The 17,938-nt window shown below is 45.9% G+C and carries 19 protein-coding genes and 1 pseudogene; 5 read left to right on the top strand and 15 right to left on the bottom strand.

The window, feature by feature from the left end:
- The first annotated feature begins 82 nt into the window (after positions 1 to 82).
- The 4 genes from zorA2 (at position 83) to D9742_RS01945 (ending at position 4,873) form a co-directional block, all read left to right on the top strand.
- Positions 83 to 1,735: a type II Zorya anti-phage system protein ZorA2 gene (gene zorA2 / locus D9742_RS01960; RefSeq protein WP_130235821.1), complete on the top strand. Its 1,653-nt coding sequence runs from the start codon at positions 83 to 85 to the stop codon at positions 1,733 to 1,735.
- Between the two features lie 6 nt (positions 1,736 to 1,741).
- Entirely contained in the window at positions 1,742 to 2,449 is a 708-nt protein-coding gene (gene zorB2 / locus D9742_RS01955) for a type II Zorya anti-phage system protein ZorB2 (RefSeq protein ID WP_000357807.1), read from the top strand.
- A gap of 3 nt (positions 2,450 to 2,452) precedes the next feature.
- The gene (gene zorE, locus D9742_RS01950; RefSeq protein WP_130235820.1) at positions 2,453 to 3,556 is read left to right on the top strand and encodes a type II Zorya anti-phage system protein ZorE; all 1,104 of its coding nucleotides are present in this window, start codon (positions 2,453 to 2,455) and stop codon (positions 3,554 to 3,556) included.
- A gap of 210 nt (positions 3,557 to 3,766) precedes the next feature.
- Positions 3,767 to 4,873 (top strand): N-acetylneuraminate epimerase, encoded by a 1,107-nt coding sequence (locus D9742_RS01945; RefSeq protein WP_130235819.1) that lies wholly within the window; start codon positions 3,767 to 3,769, stop codon positions 4,871 to 4,873.
- A gap of 214 nt (positions 4,874 to 5,087) precedes the next feature.
- Here the strand turns inward: D9742_RS01945 and D9742_RS23310 are convergent, their stop codons facing one another.
- Entirely contained in the window at positions 5,088 to 5,174 is an 87-nt protein-coding gene (locus D9742_RS23310) for a hypothetical protein (protein ID WP_225102890.1), read from the bottom strand.
- Positions 5,165 to 5,269, bottom strand: a pseudogene (locus D9742_RS01935) (HNH endonuclease); the annotation flags it as partial. The gene D9742_RS23310 and the pseudogene D9742_RS01935, both read right to left, overlap by 10 nt.
- Positions 5,270 to 5,368: 99 nt before the next feature.
- On the opposite strand from D9742_RS01935, the gene D9742_RS01930 reads away from it, so the two are divergent.
- Entirely contained in the window at positions 5,369 to 6,241 is an 873-nt protein-coding gene (locus tag D9742_RS01930; RefSeq protein WP_130235818.1) for a phosphorothioated DNA-binding restriction endonuclease, read from the top strand.
- Between the two features lie 310 nt (positions 6,242 to 6,551).
- On the opposite strand, the gene yjhR is transcribed toward D9742_RS01930, so the two are convergent.
- The 13 genes from yjhR to D9742_RS01860 all read right to left on the bottom strand — a co-directional run bounded on the left by yjhR (position 6,552) and on the right by D9742_RS01860 (position 17,916).
- Positions 6,552 to 10,067, bottom strand: coding sequence for a helicase YjhR (gene yjhR / locus D9742_RS01925; protein ID WP_130235817.1), 3,516 nt, complete (start codon positions 10,065 to 10,067; stop codon positions 6,552 to 6,554).
- A gap of 454 nt (positions 10,068 to 10,521) precedes the next feature.
- Positions 10,522 to 11,319 carry a helix-turn-helix transcriptional regulator gene (locus tag D9742_RS01915; RefSeq protein WP_130235816.1) on the bottom strand — a complete coding sequence of 266 codons (798 nt, stop codon included), beginning with the start codon at positions 11,317 to 11,319 and terminating at the stop codon, positions 10,522 to 10,524.
- 232 nt (positions 11,320 to 11,551) lie between these two features.
- Positions 11,552 to 12,385 (bottom strand): DUF4942 domain-containing protein, encoded by an 834-nt coding sequence (locus D9742_RS01910; protein ID WP_130235815.1) that lies wholly within the window; start codon positions 12,383 to 12,385, stop codon positions 11,552 to 11,554.
- A gap of 115 nt (positions 12,386 to 12,500) precedes the next feature.
- Positions 12,501 to 12,842, bottom strand: a complete 342-nt coding sequence (locus D9742_RS01905; RefSeq protein WP_130235814.1) for a TA system toxin CbtA family protein — start codon at positions 12,840 to 12,842, stop codon at positions 12,501 to 12,503.
- A 20-nt stretch (positions 12,843 to 12,862) separates the two neighbouring features.
- A complete protein-coding gene (locus D9742_RS01900) occupies positions 12,863 to 13,180 on the bottom strand; it encodes a type IV toxin-antitoxin system YeeU family antitoxin (protein ID WP_130235813.1) in 318 nt (105 codons plus the stop codon).
- An 18-nt stretch (positions 13,181 to 13,198) separates the two neighbouring features.
- Entirely contained in the window at positions 13,199 to 13,420 is a 222-nt protein-coding gene (locus D9742_RS01895) for a DUF987 domain-containing protein (RefSeq protein WP_130235812.1), read from the bottom strand.
- Between the two features lie 8 nt (positions 13,421 to 13,428).
- The gene (locus D9742_RS01890) at positions 13,429 to 13,905 is read right to left on the bottom strand and encodes a RadC family protein (protein ID WP_130235811.1); all 477 of its coding nucleotides are present in this window, start codon (positions 13,903 to 13,905) and stop codon (positions 13,429 to 13,431) included.
- A 15-nt stretch (positions 13,906 to 13,920) separates the two neighbouring features.
- Positions 13,921 to 14,382: an antirestriction protein gene (locus D9742_RS01885; protein WP_130235810.1), complete on the bottom strand. Its 462-nt coding sequence runs from the start codon at positions 14,380 to 14,382 to the stop codon at positions 13,921 to 13,923.
- A gap of 98 nt (positions 14,383 to 14,480) precedes the next feature.
- On the bottom strand, positions 14,481 to 14,720 hold the full coding sequence (locus tag D9742_RS01880; protein ID WP_063923345.1) for a DUF905 domain-containing protein: 240 nt from the start codon (positions 14,718 to 14,720) through the stop codon (positions 14,481 to 14,483).
- Between the two features lie 76 nt (positions 14,721 to 14,796).
- Positions 14,797 to 15,270, bottom strand: a complete 474-nt coding sequence (locus D9742_RS01875) for a hypothetical protein (protein WP_130235809.1) — start codon at positions 15,268 to 15,270, stop codon at positions 14,797 to 14,799.
- Positions 15,271 to 15,291: 21 nt separating this feature from the next.
- Positions 15,292 to 15,987 carry a hypothetical protein gene (locus D9742_RS01870; protein WP_130235808.1) on the bottom strand — a complete coding sequence of 232 codons (696 nt, stop codon included), beginning with the start codon at positions 15,985 to 15,987 and terminating at the stop codon, positions 15,292 to 15,294.
- A gap of 189 nt (positions 15,988 to 16,176) precedes the next feature.
- Entirely contained in the window at positions 16,177 to 16,878 is a 702-nt protein-coding gene (locus tag D9742_RS01865; RefSeq protein WP_130235807.1) for a WYL domain-containing protein, read from the bottom strand.
- A 216-nt stretch (positions 16,879 to 17,094) separates the two neighbouring features.
- The gene (locus D9742_RS01860) at positions 17,095 to 17,916 is read right to left on the bottom strand and encodes a DUF932 domain-containing protein (RefSeq protein WP_130235806.1); all 822 of its coding nucleotides are present in this window, start codon (positions 17,914 to 17,916) and stop codon (positions 17,095 to 17,097) included.
- Positions 17,917 to 17,938: the final 22 nt, after the last annotated feature.

The following is a 17,938-nucleotide window of genomic DNA, read 5'->3' as shown; positions in this document are numbered from 1 at the left end:
CCGGACTTAACCATATAAATTATGTGCGTTTTGTCTGTTTTTTAAGCAATTACAACTATCCATTATTTGCACAGGTATCAAAATGTTAGCGCAGCTTTTTGAGCAGTTGTTTCAATCGATAGACTCTACACTGATCACCAATATTTTCATCTGGGCTGTTATATTCGTATTTTTATCAGCGTGGTGGTGTGACAAAAAAAATATACATAGTAAGTTTAGAGAATATGCTCCAACCTTAATGGGAGCATTAGGTATTCTGGGTACTTTCATTGGTATTATTATTGGATTACTCAATTTTAATACCGAAAGTATTGATACCAGCATTCCCGTATTATTAGGTGGTCTAAAAACAGCGTTCATTACAAGCATTGTAGGTATGTTTTTTGCCATTTTATTTAATGGAATGGATGCTTTCTTTTTTGCCAATAAACGAAGTGCGTTAGCAGAAAATACCCCTGAATCTGTTACACCTGAACATATCTATCATGAATTAAAAGAGCAGAATCAGACTCTGACTAAATTAGTCTCGGGTATTAACGGTGATAGTGAAGGTTCTCTTATTGCTCAAATAAAATTACTACGTACTGAGATTAGCGATTCCTCGCAAGCACAATTAACTAATCACACTCATTTCAGTAATAAGCTTTGGGAACAACTGGAAAAATTTGCAGATCTAATGGCAAAAGGTGCTACAGAACAAATTATTGATGCTTTGCGACAAGTTATTATTGATTTTAATGAAAATTTAACTGAACAGTTTGGCGAAAATTTTAAAGCACTTGATACCTCTGTAAAAAAACTTGTTGAGTGGCAGGAAAATTATAAAACGCAAGTTGAGCAGATGTCAGAACAATATCAACAAAGTGTCGAGTCCCTGGTTGAAACAAAAACTGCGGTTGCCGGGATTTGGGAAGAATGTAAAGAAATTCCTCTGGCTATGTCTGAACTGCGTGAAGTGCTTCAGGTGAACCAACATCAAATCAGCGAACTCTCCCGCCATTTAGAAACCTTTGTCGCCATCCGCGATAAAGCTACAACCGTATTACCTGAAATACAAAACAAAATGGCTGAAGTGGGTGAACTGCTGAAATCTGGAGCTGCAAATGTTAGTGCATCTCTTGAGCAAACCAGCCAGCAAATACTTCTTAATGCAGATTCAATGCGCGTGGCCCTGGATGAAGGTACCGAAGGATTCAGACAATCGGTTACCCAAACACAACAAGCATTTGCCTCGATGGCTCATGATGTCAGCAATTCCTCCGAAACCCTAACCAGCACGTTAGGTGAAACAATTACTGAAATGAAACAAAGTGGTGAAGAATTCCTGAAATCACTAGAGTCGCACTCGAAAGAATTGCATAGAAATATGGAACAAAATACGACTAATGTGATTGATATGTTCAGTAAGACTGGTGAAAAGATTAACCATCAACTATCCAGTAATGCCGATAATATGTTTGATTCAATCCAGACATCATTTGATAAGGCAAGTGCAGGGCTGACTTCTCAAGTCAGAGAATCAATTGAAAAATTTGCTCTATCCATCAACGAGCAGTTACATGCTTTTGAGCAAGCAACTGAACGTGAAATGAACCGTGAAATGCAATCATTAGGTAATGCTCTGCTTTCAATCAGCAAAGGTTTTGTCGGTAACTATGAAAAACTTATTAAAGATTACCAAATAGTTATGGGGCAGTTACAAGCATTAATTTCTGCTAATAAACATCGCGGGTAATCGATCATGGATAAGATTATAGGGAAACAATTACCTAAAAAAGATCAAGATAATGAACATTGGGTATCCATGTCAGACCTAATGGCAGGGCTGATGATGGTTTTTATGTTCATATCTATTGCTTATATGCACTACGTACGTATTGAAAAAGAAAAAATTAAAGAAGTTGCCGTAGCCTACGAGAATGCTCAGTTACAGCTTTATAATGCTCTGGATATTGAGTTTGCAAAGGATTTACAAGACTGGGATGCAGAGATCGATAAACAGACTCTGGAGGTTCGATTTAAATCACCGGATGTTTTATTTGGCTTAGGAAGCACAGAGCTAAAACCAAAGTTTAAACTCATTCTTGACGACTTCTTTCCTCGCTACCTAAAAGTTCTAGATAATTATCAGGAACATATTACTGAAGTCCGCATTGAAGGTCACACAAGTACTGACTGGACAGGAACAACGAATCCTGATATTGCTTATTTTAATAATATGGCACTATCGCAAGGTCGTACACGTGCAGTATTACAATACGTTTATGACATAAAAAATATCGCGACACACCAACAATGGGTTAAAAGTAAATTTGCCGCAGTAGGTTATTCATCTGCACATCCCATTCTTGATAAAACCGGCAAGGAGGATCCTAATCGCTCTCGTCGTGTCACCTTCAAAGTTGTAACAAATGCCGAGTTGCAGATTAGAAAGATTATTCAGGAGTAAGAGATGAAATTATCTATCGACATTTCAGAACTTATTCAATTAGGGAAGAAAATGTTACCTGAAGGAGTCGATTTTTTTCTGGATGAATCCCCTATTGACTTTGATCCTATAGATATTGAGTTATCCACGGGTAAAGAAGTTAGTATCGAAGATCTTGACCCTGGTAGCGGGCTTATCTCTTATCATGGCCGCCAGGTTCTTTTATATATTCGGGACCATTCAGGGCGTTATGATGCGGCTATCGTAGATGGCGAAAAAGGAAAACGTTTTCATATCGCCTGGTGCAGAACTCTTGATGAAATGCGCCATAAAAATCGATTTGAAAGGTATCATGCAACTAACCGCATAGATGGTTTATTCGAAATTGATGATGGTTCAGGTCGGAGCCAGGATGTTGATTTACGGGTATGTATGAATTGCCTAGAACGACTTAATTATAAAGGAAGTATTGATAAACAACGAAAAAGAGAGATTTTTAAATCATTCTCATTAAATGAGTTTTTTTCAGATTATAGTACCTGTTTTCGTCATATGCCTAAGGGTATCTATGACAAAACAAATAGTGGGTATGTCGAAAACTGGAAGGAAATATCTAAAGAAATACGAGAAAAGGCAAATTATGTTTGTAATGATTGTGGCGTGAATTTATCAACCGCCAAAAACTTGTGCCATGTCCATCATAAAAATGGCATCAAATATGATAATCACCATGAAAATCTGCTGGTTCTGTGCAAGGATTGCCATCGAAAACAGCCTCTCCACGAAGGTATATTCGTTACCCAAGCAGAGATGGCTATCATTCAACGTTTACGTTCCCAACAAGGGTTATTAAAAGCAGAATCCTGGAATGAAATATATGACCTGACTGATCCATCAGTGCATGGTGATATTAATATGATGCAACATAAAGGCTTTCAACCTCCTGTTCCTGGGTTAGATCTTCAAAACTCAGAACATGAAATTATTGCAACCGTAGAAGCTGCATGGCCAGGCCTTAAAATTGCAGTTAACCTTACTCCCGCCGAAGTCGAAGGATGGAGAATATATACCGTGGGTGAGCTGGTTAAAGAAATACAAACCGGAGCCTTTATGCCAGCAACTTTGTAAATTCTAACACTCCGTGAAAGTTAAGACTTTCGCGGAGGATAAATGAAATTTTCCTGATTTGTGACTCAAATTACAAAAGTAGTTTATGGCATAACTTGTCTGGTTTTTATGGTGTAATAGGTATAAAGGCATATGCTATGGTTAGCCTCATACTTAAAACTTCCCTCATACGGGTGAAGGTTAAAGCTTGGTAGACAGGAGACAGTCACAATGAATAAAACAATAACGGCGCTTGCTATCATGATGGCATCATTTGCCGCGAACGCGTCTGTATTACCGGAAATTCCAGTACCATTTAAAAGTGGTACTGGTGCAATTGATAACGACACTGTCTACATTGGTTTAGGTAGTGCAGGAACGGCATGGTACAAGCTGGACACACAGGCCAAAGATAAAAAATGGACAGCTCTGGCTGAATTCCCCGGTGGCGCAAGAGATCAAGCAACGTCCGCATTTATTGATGGTGATTTGTATGTATTTGGCGGTGTTGGCAAAAACCAACAAGGTTTAACTAGGGTGTTCAACGATGTGTACAAATATAGCCCAGCAACTAATACCTGGATTAAATTGATGTCACACGCACCGATGGGCATGGCGGGTCATGTGACATTTGTACACAACGGCAAGGCTTATGTTACTGGCGGTGTTAACCAAAATATCTTCAATGGCTATTTTGAAGATCTCAACGAGGCTGGAAAAGATTCAGCAACTATAGATAAAATCAACGCCCACTATTTTGACAAAAAAGCAGAAAATTATTTCTTCAATAAGTTTCTGTTGTCTTTTGATCCCTCAACACAGCAATGGAGTTACGCTGGCGAATCGCCCTGGTACGGGACGGCTGGTGCGGCGGTTGTGAATAAAGGTGATAAAACCTGGATTATTAATGGCGAAGCCAAACCAGGATTGCGAACGGATGCCGTATTTGAACTTGATCTTACCGGCAATAACGTAAAATGGAATAAGCTTCCTCCCGTCTCATCACCAGATGGCGTCGCTGGCGGTTTTGCGGGGATAAGCAATGATTTTCTTATATTTGCCGGAGGTGCCGGATTTAAAGGTTCACGGGAAAATTACCAAAACGGTAAGAACTATGCGCATGAAGGCCTGAAAAAATCATATAGCGCTGATATTCATCTTTGGCATAACGGGAAATGGGATAAATCTGGCGAACTGACGCAAGGTCGAGCCTACGGAGTATCATTGCCCTGGAATAATAGTCTATTGATTATTGGCGGTGAAACTGCGGGTGGTAAAGCTGTGGCAGATTCAGTGTTGCTCTCAGTGAGAGATAATAAAGTTACTGTGCAAAACTAACTTTTCAGGGTATCCATTGCCTGAAAATAAAGATGTTGTTCATCCCGGAATAAAATAACTGGCGCGGTTTGCGCAGATACATCCTGCGCCCGCCATATCACTTTAAAAGAGAACTGACAAACGCGCCTGATGAAAATCCAAATAATTTGAGCAAGGGATATAACGGTTCAGCGTAACGAATTCCTGAGAACAAGACGACAGCGCTACGAAGCCGTCATTTCAGTCGGGGGATGATTGTAGACAAATTTGTTGACGCTATTTTGCAGTTTTGGCGCGAAAGATGAGCGTTCATTAATTTGATTTATTTGCATCCATCAACGCTTTTAACTCTTCCGGCGTAAACGGTGGTTTGCGCCGGTGCAGCATCGCATGGCAATTAGGGCAAACAGGCAGCAAAAAAACAAATGAGATCAAGGTAATATATCTTCGCTTGCAGGCTTGAACAGCAGAAAATTTGCGAGCATGATCGCAATTATTTCACTGCCAGGGATATCAATGGCTTCCAGTAAATCGCTACAGCAGGCAATTGCCAACATAAAAATCTGGCACAAGGGTGAACAGCGCGCTCCGCATAAGCCATTGTTATTGCTATACATATTAGCGGGATACCTGAATGGACATCCGCGCCTTTTCGATTATGGCTCGGAAATCTACGAACCTCTGCACAGTTTACTGGAACGTTTTGGGCCACAGCGTTCACAGTACCGACCTGATATGCCGTTCTGGCGATTACAAGGCGACGGATTCTGGCAATTACACAATGCCGAGCTTTGCTCAACAGCAGGGAGCAGCCGACAACCGCCAGTGAAGGAACTGACTGAATACCACGTTGCAGGCGGTTTCGATGAACAGCACTACGCCCTGGTAACCGGCAATAAAAAACTCATTAATACTCTGGCACAACAGATACTCGAAGCGCACTTCACCGAGAGTATTCAGGAAGAAATCGCTGACGAGTTGGGTTTTGACCTCCAGCAAATCCGTAAGCAACGCGACCCGTTATTTCGCAGACTTGTATTACGTGCCTATAACTACCAGTGCGCGATATGTGGCTTTAATATGCGCCACGATGACACTACCGTCGCGCTGGAAGCGGCACATATAAAATGGAAACAGCACGGCGGCCCTTGTGAAATCCCCAATGGTCTGGCGCTTTGTGCAATACACCATAAAGCCTTTGATAAAGGATCGATTGGCCTGGATGAAAACATGCGGGTACTGGTATCGGATGCGGTAAACGGCGGAGGGATCGTTGAGAGATTATTCTGGGATTTTGATGGGAAAACTATTGCGTTGCCACAGGTGCGTAAAAATTACCCTTATGAGGGGTTTGTAGAGTGGCATCGGAAAGAGGTTTTTAGGGGGTGAGGTAATACTTATTTTGCTGATTTAACGTCTCTATCTGATTCAATTCGGCATCATGAACAGCCATGATATGCTTAATACGGGGCGAAGAAATTAGACCGTTATGATCGGTTTAGATTTCCGTTATTACTTGCATTCGCTTTCATTCCTAAAAGCCCCTGCCGTTAATGCCAGACGCATTACGCAAAGGAGAATGATTAGTAAACAATAAGATTGAAAATCAGGAAGGCGACTCGCAATAAATCTGAAAGTCGCTTTCACATTGTTAAAATATATCCCTTACCACTCCTGTGTTGTGAACTGTTCATCACACTTATAGCTGACGTTGATCCAGACTGCTATATATCGCCTTTATTTCATTTTTTACGCCTTCGCCACAGTACACCAAAGACGTATCATAACGTTGATACTTATCTTCTCGCGCAGCACTGAACCAGTTAAAAGATCCAACGCACAGCAACTCCTCATCTCTAATCACAATTTTGCTGTGAACGCGATTCACCAATTTTGTAGCAATGCCCATATTATTGAGCTTTTCGACTGCATCATTTAGAAGATGCAGTTTCTCCTGGCGCTTATCATCATCGATATGCGCAATATTGCAGTTTTTATCCGTTACCACGGTAATATCAATACCTCGGGAGCGGGCCAGAGCCATTGACGTCAGAAACCCCGTTTGCTCCACTTTTTGCCAGGATAACCAGGGGGAAATAATCGTGATCTTCTGTTGAGCTGCGGCCAGAGCATTATTCAAGAATTCATCATGCTGCTCCACACCATGCAACGTTGAAATTTGTGTCTGTGCGGAAATTAAATCCTGTCGTTTCTGAAACTCAAATTGCAACGCATTATTATCTGAAGCAAATAGAAATTTTGCCAATAACCCTCGCGGCGAAGATGCGGGCTGCATCTCAATAAGGTCCATATCGCCAAAGACCAGAAAACTATCCTTAGCGCGTGAGACAGCAACATTGAGGATACTGCTGTTGCTATCAAGAAACCTGCCATCTTCATGTTTTGAGTAGACTGGGGAAAAGAGAACAATCGCCCTTTCCGCACCCTGCAAGGAGTGCACTGTCCCCACTGTCAGTGAGCCCTCTTCGTCTTTGTCATTAATCTCCAGCTTACGCAATGACGTTTTGATGGCATTAACCTGCGCCGAAAATGGCGTCACAACACCAACAACTTTGTACAGAGGCTCCCCGTAATGGCGCTCTATATCATCCTTATGTGTCGCCAGCCATGCTGCTATTGTTTCAGCTTCAAGAGGGTTATAACGGCTCCCCCCATTTGGCTTCATGCCTCGGCCATCAATATGCAGATATCCCATTGCGGGAAAAATCGTCCCTTTTTCCATCCCTCTTTTAGGCTGCAACTTACCGTGATAGCAAAGTGAGTTACAGTAGCCGATGATGTTATTGAAACAGCGACGATGCTCATACAGATACATTCCGCGCTCGAACTTGGGATCATACTGGTAGCGGGAGTTGAACTGGGCAACCTGCATTACGCTGCCAGATGCTGCACTTTTTCCAGACCCACACACATGAGAATATGTATTTATTAACTCTTCCTGAGTGCCACCAGAAAGAATATTCTCCTCAAGCATATTGCCCATATCAGTAACGGGTAGACAATTCCAGATTGGAGCTATTTGCTCCGTATCGCCAATCACCAGTGCTTTCTTCGCCAATGCAAAAGAGGCCGCAGCAACCTCCGGGAGTACCTGTCCTGCTTCATCGACAATCAGTAAATCGGCAAAGTTATATAAATAATTATTATCCGATGTTCTGTCCCCACCAAAAGATTTTCTCCTGTTCATATGGTAAGGCAACATGTAGCAGGTCATTACCACACAAGGAGTAAGTTTCATTCTTCTTAGCCAACGAGCCTCGGCGATAGTTGTCCCGGTAATTCCTTTTTCTTTTTGCAGGTTATCAATTGCCGCCATATCCATCAGCCAGCGACCTTCCCAATAATGAGTCGCTAACAAGAACGCTGGAAAACGAATCTGAGTATCGGCAAGCTCGTCCGCTCCGGCGAGGTTCAGCTCATCGTCTCCCCTGTAGCCCAGAGCATAAGTCAACCCGCGCCATTGTTTTGCTGCTTCCATTTCGCTTCGGGCTATGTCCTGCGCAAAGTTGATATTCTGTTGGCACGCCGCCTGCTCTTGTTGCGCTTTAGCGATCAAACTATCGATAAATTTATCAATATATTCGGGACAATTTCCCTGGAACGCTGTCATTCTTGCGCCGAACGTAGAGTCCAGGAAGAGGTTAATCTGGTAATGGCGTTTAGCACGAACAGCAGGGAGCCATGACAAAAATGCATACATAAGCGACTCATCGGCACGGTATTGCTGCCACTGCTTTTTACCTCTGGCTAAAAGTGAAATTTCGTTGCCAATATTGAGAAGAAGTGTGTTTTTGTCCTGAAGATACTGGTCGAGATTCTCACTGATGACTCGCTGTTCATGGCGGATATCATTGAGTCTGCGCCATGCAGGTTCGATTTGCTGAAGTTGCATAACCTGTGAAGTTAAACGTTCATGCAAAAGCGTCACTACATGCTCTGGCGAATTGCACTCTCCAGCTCCAAACGCCGCCTCCGCTTTTTCAAGGTAAAAGGCCCGGGCTTTTTCCAGATATTCCAGGGATTCAACGCGGTTAAAAAAATCTTCAGTCTGGTATTTCTTCGCTGCCTCAACCTGACGGCTTTTAGACGGAAAATAAGCGCCATAGCTTATTACTTCCGGCAACCAACGCCCAGACATTACGCCAAAACCAGTAGAGAAATCTTTTCCAAAGGCTTCAATAATATTGGTGACGGCCTGATTGTTAGTCGATGTGGCAATAATTACAGGAGGTTCAGTTTGATTAAGTGCGGCTCTTGTCCATTCGGTGGCAATAATAGAAAGCACCAGCGTAGTTTTACCCGTTCCCGGAGGACCGTTGACAGCGAGCATATCACCCTGCTGTTGAGTCAGATAATGGCTCAGGGCATCGCGCTGCGCCACTGCCAGCGGAAACTTATCGCCGGAATGCCCCAGACGTTCGCAGAACATCGCATTCTTAGCGAGAAGTGGCTCCACTGGAGCCATTTCGTTTGAGGCAAAACGCGTTAATAGCGGAACCTTAACCTGGCTCATCAGAAGATGGTCATACATAGGCAGGATATGAACGCTGGCCCCTACATGCTGGCTAGCTTTAACAATATAACCGTATCCAGCCCGTTCGTATGGCTCAGATGTAGCGACCCAATTTCCAGCGACGTTTCTTAAAAGGTTATCTGACTGTTGTAGATAATTTTGCCAATGCTGACGATACCTGGCATGGCGTTCCGCTTTCTCTTCGTCAGTTTCTTCGTAATGTTCTGGTTCATCTTCATTAATGGTGGCTGTGTTATGCGTGGTTTTGTATTTGTCATATTGCGCCAACTCACCAATAGAAAAATGACCGGAAGGGAGAGGTTCAAGCAGATCGCGGGGAATAGTGGCTGAAGCGGCAGGAAACAAAAAACCTTCCCTATTCAGAAGAGCGGAGGTAACCAGTGGCGTGATAATTGCGGGTGCACCTGCCATTTGCTCTTTGCCATGCTTTACTATGCGGTTCCACACTTGGGGCCGTAACACGACTTCAACGGTTTTTACCGACTCCCCTTCACCGTCAAAAAATGCCCGAATAGTCTCGTCATCCAACTGCCCTGCGGTGATATTTATCCATCGAATGAATGAATCTGTATCTTTACGTGAAAACGTTCCTTTACCAGATTCGGCGTCAGCTAAGGAGTTGCGCCAGTATGAAGTGAATCCCAATGTATTGCTGTCCATTTTCCATTCCGTGACATAATAGAAATCATTGATTTCATTGATGTAAATATTACTTATGATTAAACATTGTCCACGATGCGAGCACGATCGCAATAAATATTGTGCCTGGAGGATGGATTAGATTTTCTGAAAGAGCCGAATCCTTAATAGATAAACGCAAACATACTTGGTTCGGTATTCTTAAGGGAATTAATATGGATTGAACCAGGTGGAAAAAAACAGCGGAAAAGATTTGTTTAGCGCGGATTTCAGGCATAAAAAAAGACCTCAGTTGAGGTCTATTTACATACTTTTGGTGCGAAGGCCGGACTCGCACATTTAATTTAACTCCATGATTTAAAATAATTAATAAAAAACAATTCAATGTTATACCAACACAGATACCAACACATAATTTCATTGATTTTCGGCCTCGAACCCGAACAAGTATGCAAGGTTAAGATGCCGACCTCTGTCAGTCATTATCTTCCTCAACCGAATCCAGCACATCAAGCGAAATTCGGACCATCGCAACAGAGCCAATACGGATGAAAGCATCCTCTCCATCCTCATCGGTTATCTGGTATCGCTCTGTTGATTCAGGCTCTAGCTCCAAAGTATCAAACAATGCGTTCAACTGACCAATATCGTCAAATTCATCGTTCTCCGATACCTCGGACTCACAGCATAGATCAATGACTGGGCCACCGTTCACCATTGTAATATGGACATTACCATAGCTACCTTCATTGGCATCGCTGTCCTCTTCATCTGGGATAGGTGGAAAACCATCAAACAAAAATTGGTGGAAAATGACTTCTCGGACATTTATGGCATAACGATGCTGCTCTGAATCGAAAACAAAAAAACGCTCATGATCTGGGACGGTGCTTTCTTCAAAGTATGAGTAAAAACGACGCTTATCAGCCGGAGAAATGGGTAGCAGCAAATAATCTTTCTGCCCCCGTAACCAGAGCTTTACCGTCCAAAAGCGGCCATCCATTTCAATACCGCTTGCGGCAATATCTTTCAGTTCGTCGCTACTACGACTACTTTGATTACGCAATTTCTGTAGCAGGTTATCACTATCAGGAAAAACAGCGTTCAACGGCTTTTTTAAAACAGCACTGATCGCTTGTGCCAACCCTAACTTAGCCGCAACTTTCCCTGTTTCGATACGTTGAATCTGTTGCTGGCTGGTACCAACCATATCGGCTAACTCACGCTGAGTGATTGATAGTTGGGTACGAAGTTCTTTGATTTTGTTTCGCAAGATGGCATACCTCCGACATAAATGTGACGGATGCCATTAAAACACAGTATTGAGTAAAAAACACAAAAACGAGTTTAATAGTGATGAGCAACACTCACTAATGTAAAAAGTACTTCCCTCATCATTCTCCTTTTTATGCCAGATATGTATGGTGTAGATAGCCCTATCAGGGAGCCAGTAGTCTTTGAATCACATTTTTTGACCTCCCACCTGCTTATAAAATCGTCACATTTCATCTTGCTGGCAAAGCCTTCGGATAGTGCTTTGCCACGATATCATTCATCTTTTCGATCAGATCCAAACGCTTAAACGTGATATGCCCACTCCCTTTCTGGAAATAGCGAATAATGAAGAGGTCGTCCTCAAATATCTGCGCACGAGGATTATCGCGGATAAAATCCATAAACCTGATGGATACATCATGTCGGCTATCTGGAATGGTTTGACCATCCAGTAGGCGGAGCATCCTTTCCAGATCGGCAAGCTGGTCGCGTCGCCAGCCCCAGTTCAGGCTATAGCCCCATCTGTCATGCTTCACCAGATTGTTGACGATAATCTTCTTACCGAAATAACAGGGATTATTGGTTTTGTAGTCCCAGCTTAACCCTTTAAATACATTGATAATCCCACGTTCGAAAACGTCTTGCTTATTGTGGTGGAGTTGTTCAAAGGTATTCAGGATGTTGGCTTCGCTAATAGCCGGGAGATCGCCCTCCTCTAGATTCTTCGCCCACTGACTGCGGGCTTCGGCATCCATCAAGGCCAACATCCCGGATTTCAGCATCAGGTCACGCCAGATGCTACGGTCGATATTCCGGGTGATGACTGGCATCGCTTTGCCCACTGGTTGCATCAACCAGCAGTCAAAGGAGCCACCCTGTCTCATCGCCCAGTGATCCACAGTATTGCCACCAATCATGGAAGTCAGCCGGGAGATTTCTTCAAGTTGAAGAATCAGAGATTCAATTTCCTTAAGCGCGGTATCACGACCAGTAACAATACGTTCAATACTGGTCGAGCAAATTAGCTCGCTATGATTGGTTAATACTTCAGCTTCAGTTTGCATGACATTTTGTCCGTAAAAAGCAAACGCGCCCGCCGGGTAATGGCAGGCGCATTATGCAATATGAAAACAAGGGAGGAAGATCAGAAATGTAAATCGGGAAGGTTGTACGCAATATTTACCGTACTGCGTTGTTACAGCTTTGTCGCAACAGGCCAGTTGCCTGTCTTGCCCGCAGAATATCTACAGCCCGTAGATAAGGAGATTGTTCCTGCCAGCTAAATCCCTTCCTGTCGATACGGACCAGCTCGTATTTTTCCACCAGAAAATTCACGGCATCAGCCAGTGTGATACCGGCATCAATGTGTTCCTGAATCACAGTTTCATCACTGAATGGCGTGTCGTTCAGTGTCAGGCCATAGTGCTGTTCAAGCAGGCGTGTCAGTAAGATTTGCCAGACAGTCAGGGGCGACAGAGAAGGCTTCGCCGCCCGCGAAATTGTAGCAGGTTGAGGTTTCATGCTTGCTCTCGTGAAATTAGTTAGTGTTGAGTGGGATAAACTGCGATGTATACGTAGCCGCAACTGCCAAGGGTATCGGCTTCGCAGGTAAAACCGTTGTGGTATAGGATGACGCAGTGGGCCTGTCGGGGATTCACCTTCCCGGTGGTAAGCATCGATTCCATCTGGCTGATAAAGTGCGGGAATGTTTCATTCAGCTTCCGGCATTCGGCGTCACTGAATTGACCGGTGATGCTGGCCCGGTCAGCCAGATAATGCAGCTGGTTCCCCTCCTGCACAAGGCGGGCTCCCAGGCGTGGTGTGATATCCCGCTGCAGGCCCCATGTGATGTTACTCATTGATAACCTCCTTTATTGTCAATTCAGAGTAATACTCATCAGGCAGGCATACGGTCCGTTGCGGTCCTGACGGCGTTCGGCGTACACCGCCAGGACTCCTGTGATATCCGAAACGTCCCTGCCGGTGTAATGACAGACGCTACCGTGCCACTGATATTTTCCGGTGCAGTAGCGAAAGATTCGGGACTCAGGATGCTGGCGGTAAATCGTCATCGCCCGACGTTTACTGATAATTTTCATGTAATACCTCACAGCAGACCGTGTTCTGCGAAAGAATAGATTTGCCTGCCACCAACAATCAGATGGTCAGGGACACGGATATCCACCAGTTGAAGCACCTGCACCAGTCGCTGCGTGAGAGTTTTATCGGCCTGGCTGGGCGTCGTCTCGCCGGAAGGATGGTTATGCGCCAGTATTACCGCTGCCGCATTGAAAAACAGGGCTCGCTTGACCACCTCCCGGGGATGGACTTCAGTGCGGTTAATCGTGCCGGTAAAGAGCGTCTCATGGGCAATCAACTGATTCTGATTATCCAGATACAGTACCCGGAACTCTTCCCGCTCAAGTGCGGCCATATGCAGTCGCAGCCATTCACGTACGGCGTGGGTGGAGGTGAAGGCTACCCCGGGCTCATGCAGGTGCCGGTCCAGAGCCCTGAGCGCCCGCTGAATGAGGCGTCGGTCCTGTGGTGATATCTCGCCAGGTAAAAAGGAAAGCTGTTTCATTCGTTGCTCCTCCGGTCAGTCAATGATACGCAAAATGGCGTGGGCTTCAGGATGCTGCAGGACATAGTCCCGCAGGCGGTAATAGTGCGCGGTCATTGCGTCACACTCTGTACGGCAGGCGTGATGGCTGTATTCAATCAGGCAGACCGCGATACCTGCGGCTTCTGTACTCATATCAGCACCATTGCCGTTCATGCTGTTGAACAGACGCCATTTATCGTCACTGTCAGCATCAGGGGCCATAAACGCGCCGCCATTGCTGAGGGTGTAAAATGACCAGATACCACCGCTGTAATCCGCACAGAAGCGGCCCATCCAGGCGAAAATGCGGGGTTCCAGCGTTATCCACTGCGGGATAGCGCCAAAGTGCTGCGGCCAGAAGCAGATACGCTGTTCGTCAGGTACCTGCGTTACGGTCAGTTCAAAATCAGATTCGTTAGCAGCAGATGCGAGGTTGCTTTGTGTCGCGGTTGTCATGGGTATGTCTCCGTCAATAAAAAACGCCAGCGGCGATGGCTGGCGTATGAGGTAATAAGGGAGGGTCCGGGATATGTGACTGTCGGGAATGAGGTTTTTCAGTCGGTGAGTAACGACCTGCGGATGCCATAGCGCCGGATATATGGGTTGAGTCCTGCACCGGCATCGGGTTCAAAGTTCCAGGCCCGCCAGACCATGCTGCCATCATCGTCGCGCACAACCAGACGAAAATGCGTGTTCTGGTCATCTTCAATGGTGACGTTGTGGTACCAACAGATAATGGCTTCGGCCTGCTGCCGGGTAAAAGAACCAGGTGGTAGTAACGGGGATTCAGGCATGATGAACACCTTAAAAAGTAAAAGCCCTGTTGCACATGGGCTACAGGGCTGGTCGAATGACTTATGTGAAAAGCCGTCAGGGTTGATCGAGACAATCCTGCCAGTTGATATCTTTCAGCGCGTCGTGAAGACCACGGGCACTGAACGGTTTCGATTTCCCTGACTGAAAGGCGGTGAAAGCCAGTTTGTCTTTTGCTCCTGTTTGCTTCAGTGCTTCAAAAGCCACCTGAGCCGGAACGGCCTCGCCCGGTAGCAGTGTTTCATTCTCAAGCGAGTATTTTTCATCGTTTATCAGAAGATACACTTCGCTCATTCCTTCATCAGAGGTGGCGCGGTAATCCTCCTTCGGGAGCTGCCAGGCCACAACCATCTTTTTATTGCTGCAACTGATGGTCAGTTTCTCTCCGGCCTGGTTGTCGCTGCTGAGCGCAAACTCCATGCCACCCGTATTGCCGTACCATTCACCCCACTGTTGTTCGGTCACTGTTGCATGAGTGAAGGCTGGGGCCAGAAGAGACAGCAGGACAGGCAAACAGGGTTTAATTTTCATACTGTTATCCTTTTTATGTCATTAGCGCTGATTCAGTTTTTCTTTATACGCTTCTATTTGTGCCTTTAGCTGTACCAGCGCAGCCGGGGCTATATCAGCGTCAACACTGATAAAATCTTCCTGAATCACGCTGAACTTCACCGGGAGCTTAAATTTGCTTGCACCTGGTCCACTCAGAATGGCCGTTCCCGTTTGTTCTGCATCACTGACCTGCTGCGCATTTTCAATCATCAGACATGAAACATTTTCCTGAATGGAATCCCATACTTTTCGACCAATAGCACTGCAGGCTGCTGAGTGATATTGGGTGAGATTAAGATGTGCCTTTTTCGCTTTAACGAACTCGCTCTCTTTTTGTGGGTGGGCTTTGTAATAATCGAGCTTTTTCTGTAACTGCTCTTCCCGGCGCTTTTGCGCCTGCTGTTGATTGAGCTTATCAATTTCATCCGTATCCGGACGTGCGGTAATAACCCCATCACTGAGGGTCATGCGGACCGGGTAGATGTTGCCGTTACTCAGGTTAGCAACCGCCAGATAACGGCCTTCAGATAATGTTCTGGTGATATCGACTGAAACACAGGACTCCCGCGAATTGAGGCTCTCAAGCATATCGTTTACCGCCAGACAGCCTGATGCTTTGACCGTACTCTCCGGTGATGCAGCAAAGCTGGAGCCAGCAACCATTGCCAGCAGAGGTAATAATTTAATCAGTTTCATTTTTTTCCTTACTGAAATCAGATGAATAGTTTTTGTGAATACATAAATGCCAGTGATGGTACCTGCTGGTACACCAACAGACCGTCAGGGCGAGGCGGCGGCTGGATACCCCGGTTTTGTTAAGGGTGATGACAATGACAACAACGGTATCGGACTTCCTCTCTGCTGCCTGGTGGATAAAAAGCTGCGCTATTCCGGCCTGTTATCAGCCGGAACAAACGCAAGCAGTGACTGCTGAATAAATCGAAAATGGGGTAAGGCCTGAATGAACACCGGGTCTTCAGCCAGACGACATAAACTGTCGTTACGCCGGAAAGACTCCTGCAGGGGCTGAACCAGATGAATTTCATCCAGCGTGAACACTGCAATATGTCCGTTATGCTCGGCAATCAGATACCAGGTCTGCTGGTGGATGAGTAACCGGCACGGAGCCAGTCGCTCGCAGCGCTGCCCGTCAGCAAGCAACGTGACTTTTCTGCGGTCAGTAATTGCCTGTACCAGTCGCCAGAATGACAGAGGCTCTGACGGTGAGAACGCCGGACTGGCAGGCGGTATAACGCAGGGTGCTTCATCACACATCAACAATGCATTCACCAGTCGGCGGTCAAAACCCGGAAAAAGCCCGGCCAGCCCGCTGCGGTGGGCAAAGATAAGTACATCCGGCACCATCTGCATCTCACTGCCAGCAGTGCGCAGGCGGCAGTAGCCGGACTGATACTCAAGGTCCAGGTACATCAGACGTTCACGAAAATCCCGCCGCAGGGTGCGAATTGATACGCCAAACTCTGCCGCCAGCTTACACACGCTCAGCGTTTCCCCGGCAACCAGGCGGCTGATTATCAGCGACAACCTGACCGCCAGCCGGTCATGGCGGCGTTCTGCCTGTGTCATGAGAAGTTCTCCGTGGTAGTTAACTGACTGAAAATGATGTGATTACTTTAAAGAGGGGCGAGGTCAGGGTATGGACACCACAGTAACTATTTTTCATTTCTGCAAATGTCAGCTGTGGCGGGGGTTACAGAGCATCCCCGGAGGAGTGAGGACCGCCAGCACGTCGCAACGCGGACAGGTGATGTCCGATATTAACAACGTGGTAACATAAAGCAGCTACTGCAGCTGCGTGAGCATCGCTTCAGCCATCACCCACAGTGCCCGGTTAAGCTTCACGTCCCCGTCGATGCCACGCACAGCACGGGTATGCGACCGTCCGCCTTTGGCATTACGGCCACTGAGCCCACCTTTAATCAGGTTTTCCTGAATCCGCTGATAGGTAGTCCACAGGTCATTGCTTTCATCCTGCCAGCGACGCGGGGAGAGTATCTGCGCTTCAGTAACCGGCTGGTGGTCCTCACCAAAGCGATACGTCAGCGCGGCTTTTGCCAGTGCCTGCTGCGCAGGCGAGGGTAAAAGCAACGAATGCATCGCATCCCGCTTTTCTTCCACGCGGTCGAAAATCCCCAGCACCTCATAGGCCCCCTCAATCACCTGACTCACCACATCCCCTTTGTGGGGCACCCGCACCTCGCCAAACGATTCGCCGCAGACGAGGCCGTTCTGACACACGGCTCTGAATAATCCCGGCAACATCTGGTACGAGCTGGTGCCATCATGAGAGTTAAGAAGAATAATTTCCGGCACCTGTTTACCGGTGATCTGCCCCTCCCGACGCAGGCGCAGCATATGCTTCGTATGTTCACGACGACCCGGGTCCCGCACACGGGTCTGACAGGCAAAGAACGGCTGGAAACCCTCCTGCTGCAGGCTGTCCAGCAAAGAGATGGTGGGTATATATGTGTATCTTTCACTACGGGATTCATGTTTGTCCTCGCTGAATACGCTGGGTACCACGCGAAACAGCTCTTCACGGGTTAACGGACGGTCACGACGAATAATGTTTGCAGCGCCAAAGCGCGAAGCCAGACGGGTCATAAGCAGACTCCTCAACATGGGG

The sequence above is a fragment of the Escherichia sp. E1V33 genome (assembly GCF_004211955.1).
Taxonomy (GTDB): domain Bacteria; phylum Pseudomonadota; class Gammaproteobacteria; order Enterobacterales; family Enterobacteriaceae; genus Escherichia.
This window is presented reverse-complemented; position numbering and strand designations above follow the sequence as displayed.

What these genes read in the sequence shown, in the direction of transcription:
- D9742_RS01930 (WP_130235818.1), top strand. Translation starts at nt 5,369, where the DNA reads ATGGCTTCCAGTAAATCGCTACAGCAGGCAATTGCCAACATAAAAATC.
- D9742_RS01865 (WP_130235807.1), bottom strand. Translation starts at nt 16,878, where the DNA reads ATGACACAGGCAGAACGCCGCCATGACCGGCTGGCGGTCAGGTTGTCG.
- D9742_RS01910 (WP_130235815.1), bottom strand. Translation starts at nt 12,385, where the DNA reads ATGCAAACTGAAGCTGAAGTATTAACCAATCATAGCGAGCTAATTTGC.
- zorB2 (WP_000357807.1), top strand. Translation starts at nt 1,742, where the DNA reads ATGGATAAGATTATAGGGAAACAATTACCTAAAAAAGATCAAGATAAT.
- D9742_RS01900 (WP_130235813.1), bottom strand. Translation starts at nt 13,180, where the DNA reads ATGAGTAACATCACATGGGGCCTGCAGCGGGATATCACACCACGCCTG.
- D9742_RS01870 (WP_130235808.1), bottom strand. Translation starts at nt 15,987, where the DNA reads ATGAAACTGATTAAATTATTACCTCTGCTGGCAATGGTTGCTGGCTCC.
- D9742_RS01875 (WP_130235809.1), bottom strand. Translation starts at nt 15,270, where the DNA reads ATGAAAATTAAACCCTGTTTGCCTGTCCTGCTGTCTCTTCTGGCCCCA.
- D9742_RS01895 (WP_130235812.1), bottom strand. Translation starts at nt 13,420, where the DNA reads ATGAAAATTATCAGTAAACGTCGGGCGATGACGATTTACCGCCAGCAT.
- zorE (WP_130235820.1), top strand. Translation starts at nt 2,453, where the DNA reads ATGAAATTATCTATCGACATTTCAGAACTTATTCAATTAGGGAAGAAA.
- D9742_RS01905 (WP_130235814.1), bottom strand. Translation starts at nt 12,842, where the DNA reads ATGAAACCTCAACCTGCTACAATTTCGCGGGCGGCGAAGCCTTCTCTG.
- yjhR (WP_130235817.1), bottom strand. Translation starts at nt 10,067, where the DNA reads ATGGACAGCAATACATTGGGATTCACTTCATACTGGCGCAACTCCTTA.
- zorA2 (WP_130235821.1), top strand. Translation starts at nt 83, where the DNA reads ATGTTAGCGCAGCTTTTTGAGCAGTTGTTTCAATCGATAGACTCTACA.
- D9742_RS01885 (WP_130235810.1), bottom strand. Translation starts at nt 14,382, where the DNA reads ATGACAACCGCGACACAAAGCAACCTCGCATCTGCTGCTAACGAATCT.
- D9742_RS01945 (WP_130235819.1), top strand. Translation starts at nt 3,767, where the DNA reads ATGAATAAAACAATAACGGCGCTTGCTATCATGATGGCATCATTTGCC.
- D9742_RS01890 (WP_130235811.1), bottom strand. Translation starts at nt 13,905, where the DNA reads ATGAAACAGCTTTCCTTTTTACCTGGCGAGATATCACCACAGGACCGA.
- D9742_RS01880 (WP_063923345.1), bottom strand. Translation starts at nt 14,720, where the DNA reads ATGCCTGAATCCCCGTTACTACCACCTGGTTCTTTTACCCGGCAGCAG.
- D9742_RS01860 (WP_130235806.1), bottom strand. Translation starts at nt 17,916, where the DNA reads ATGACCCGTCTGGCTTCGCGCTTTGGCGCTGCAAACATTATTCGTCGT.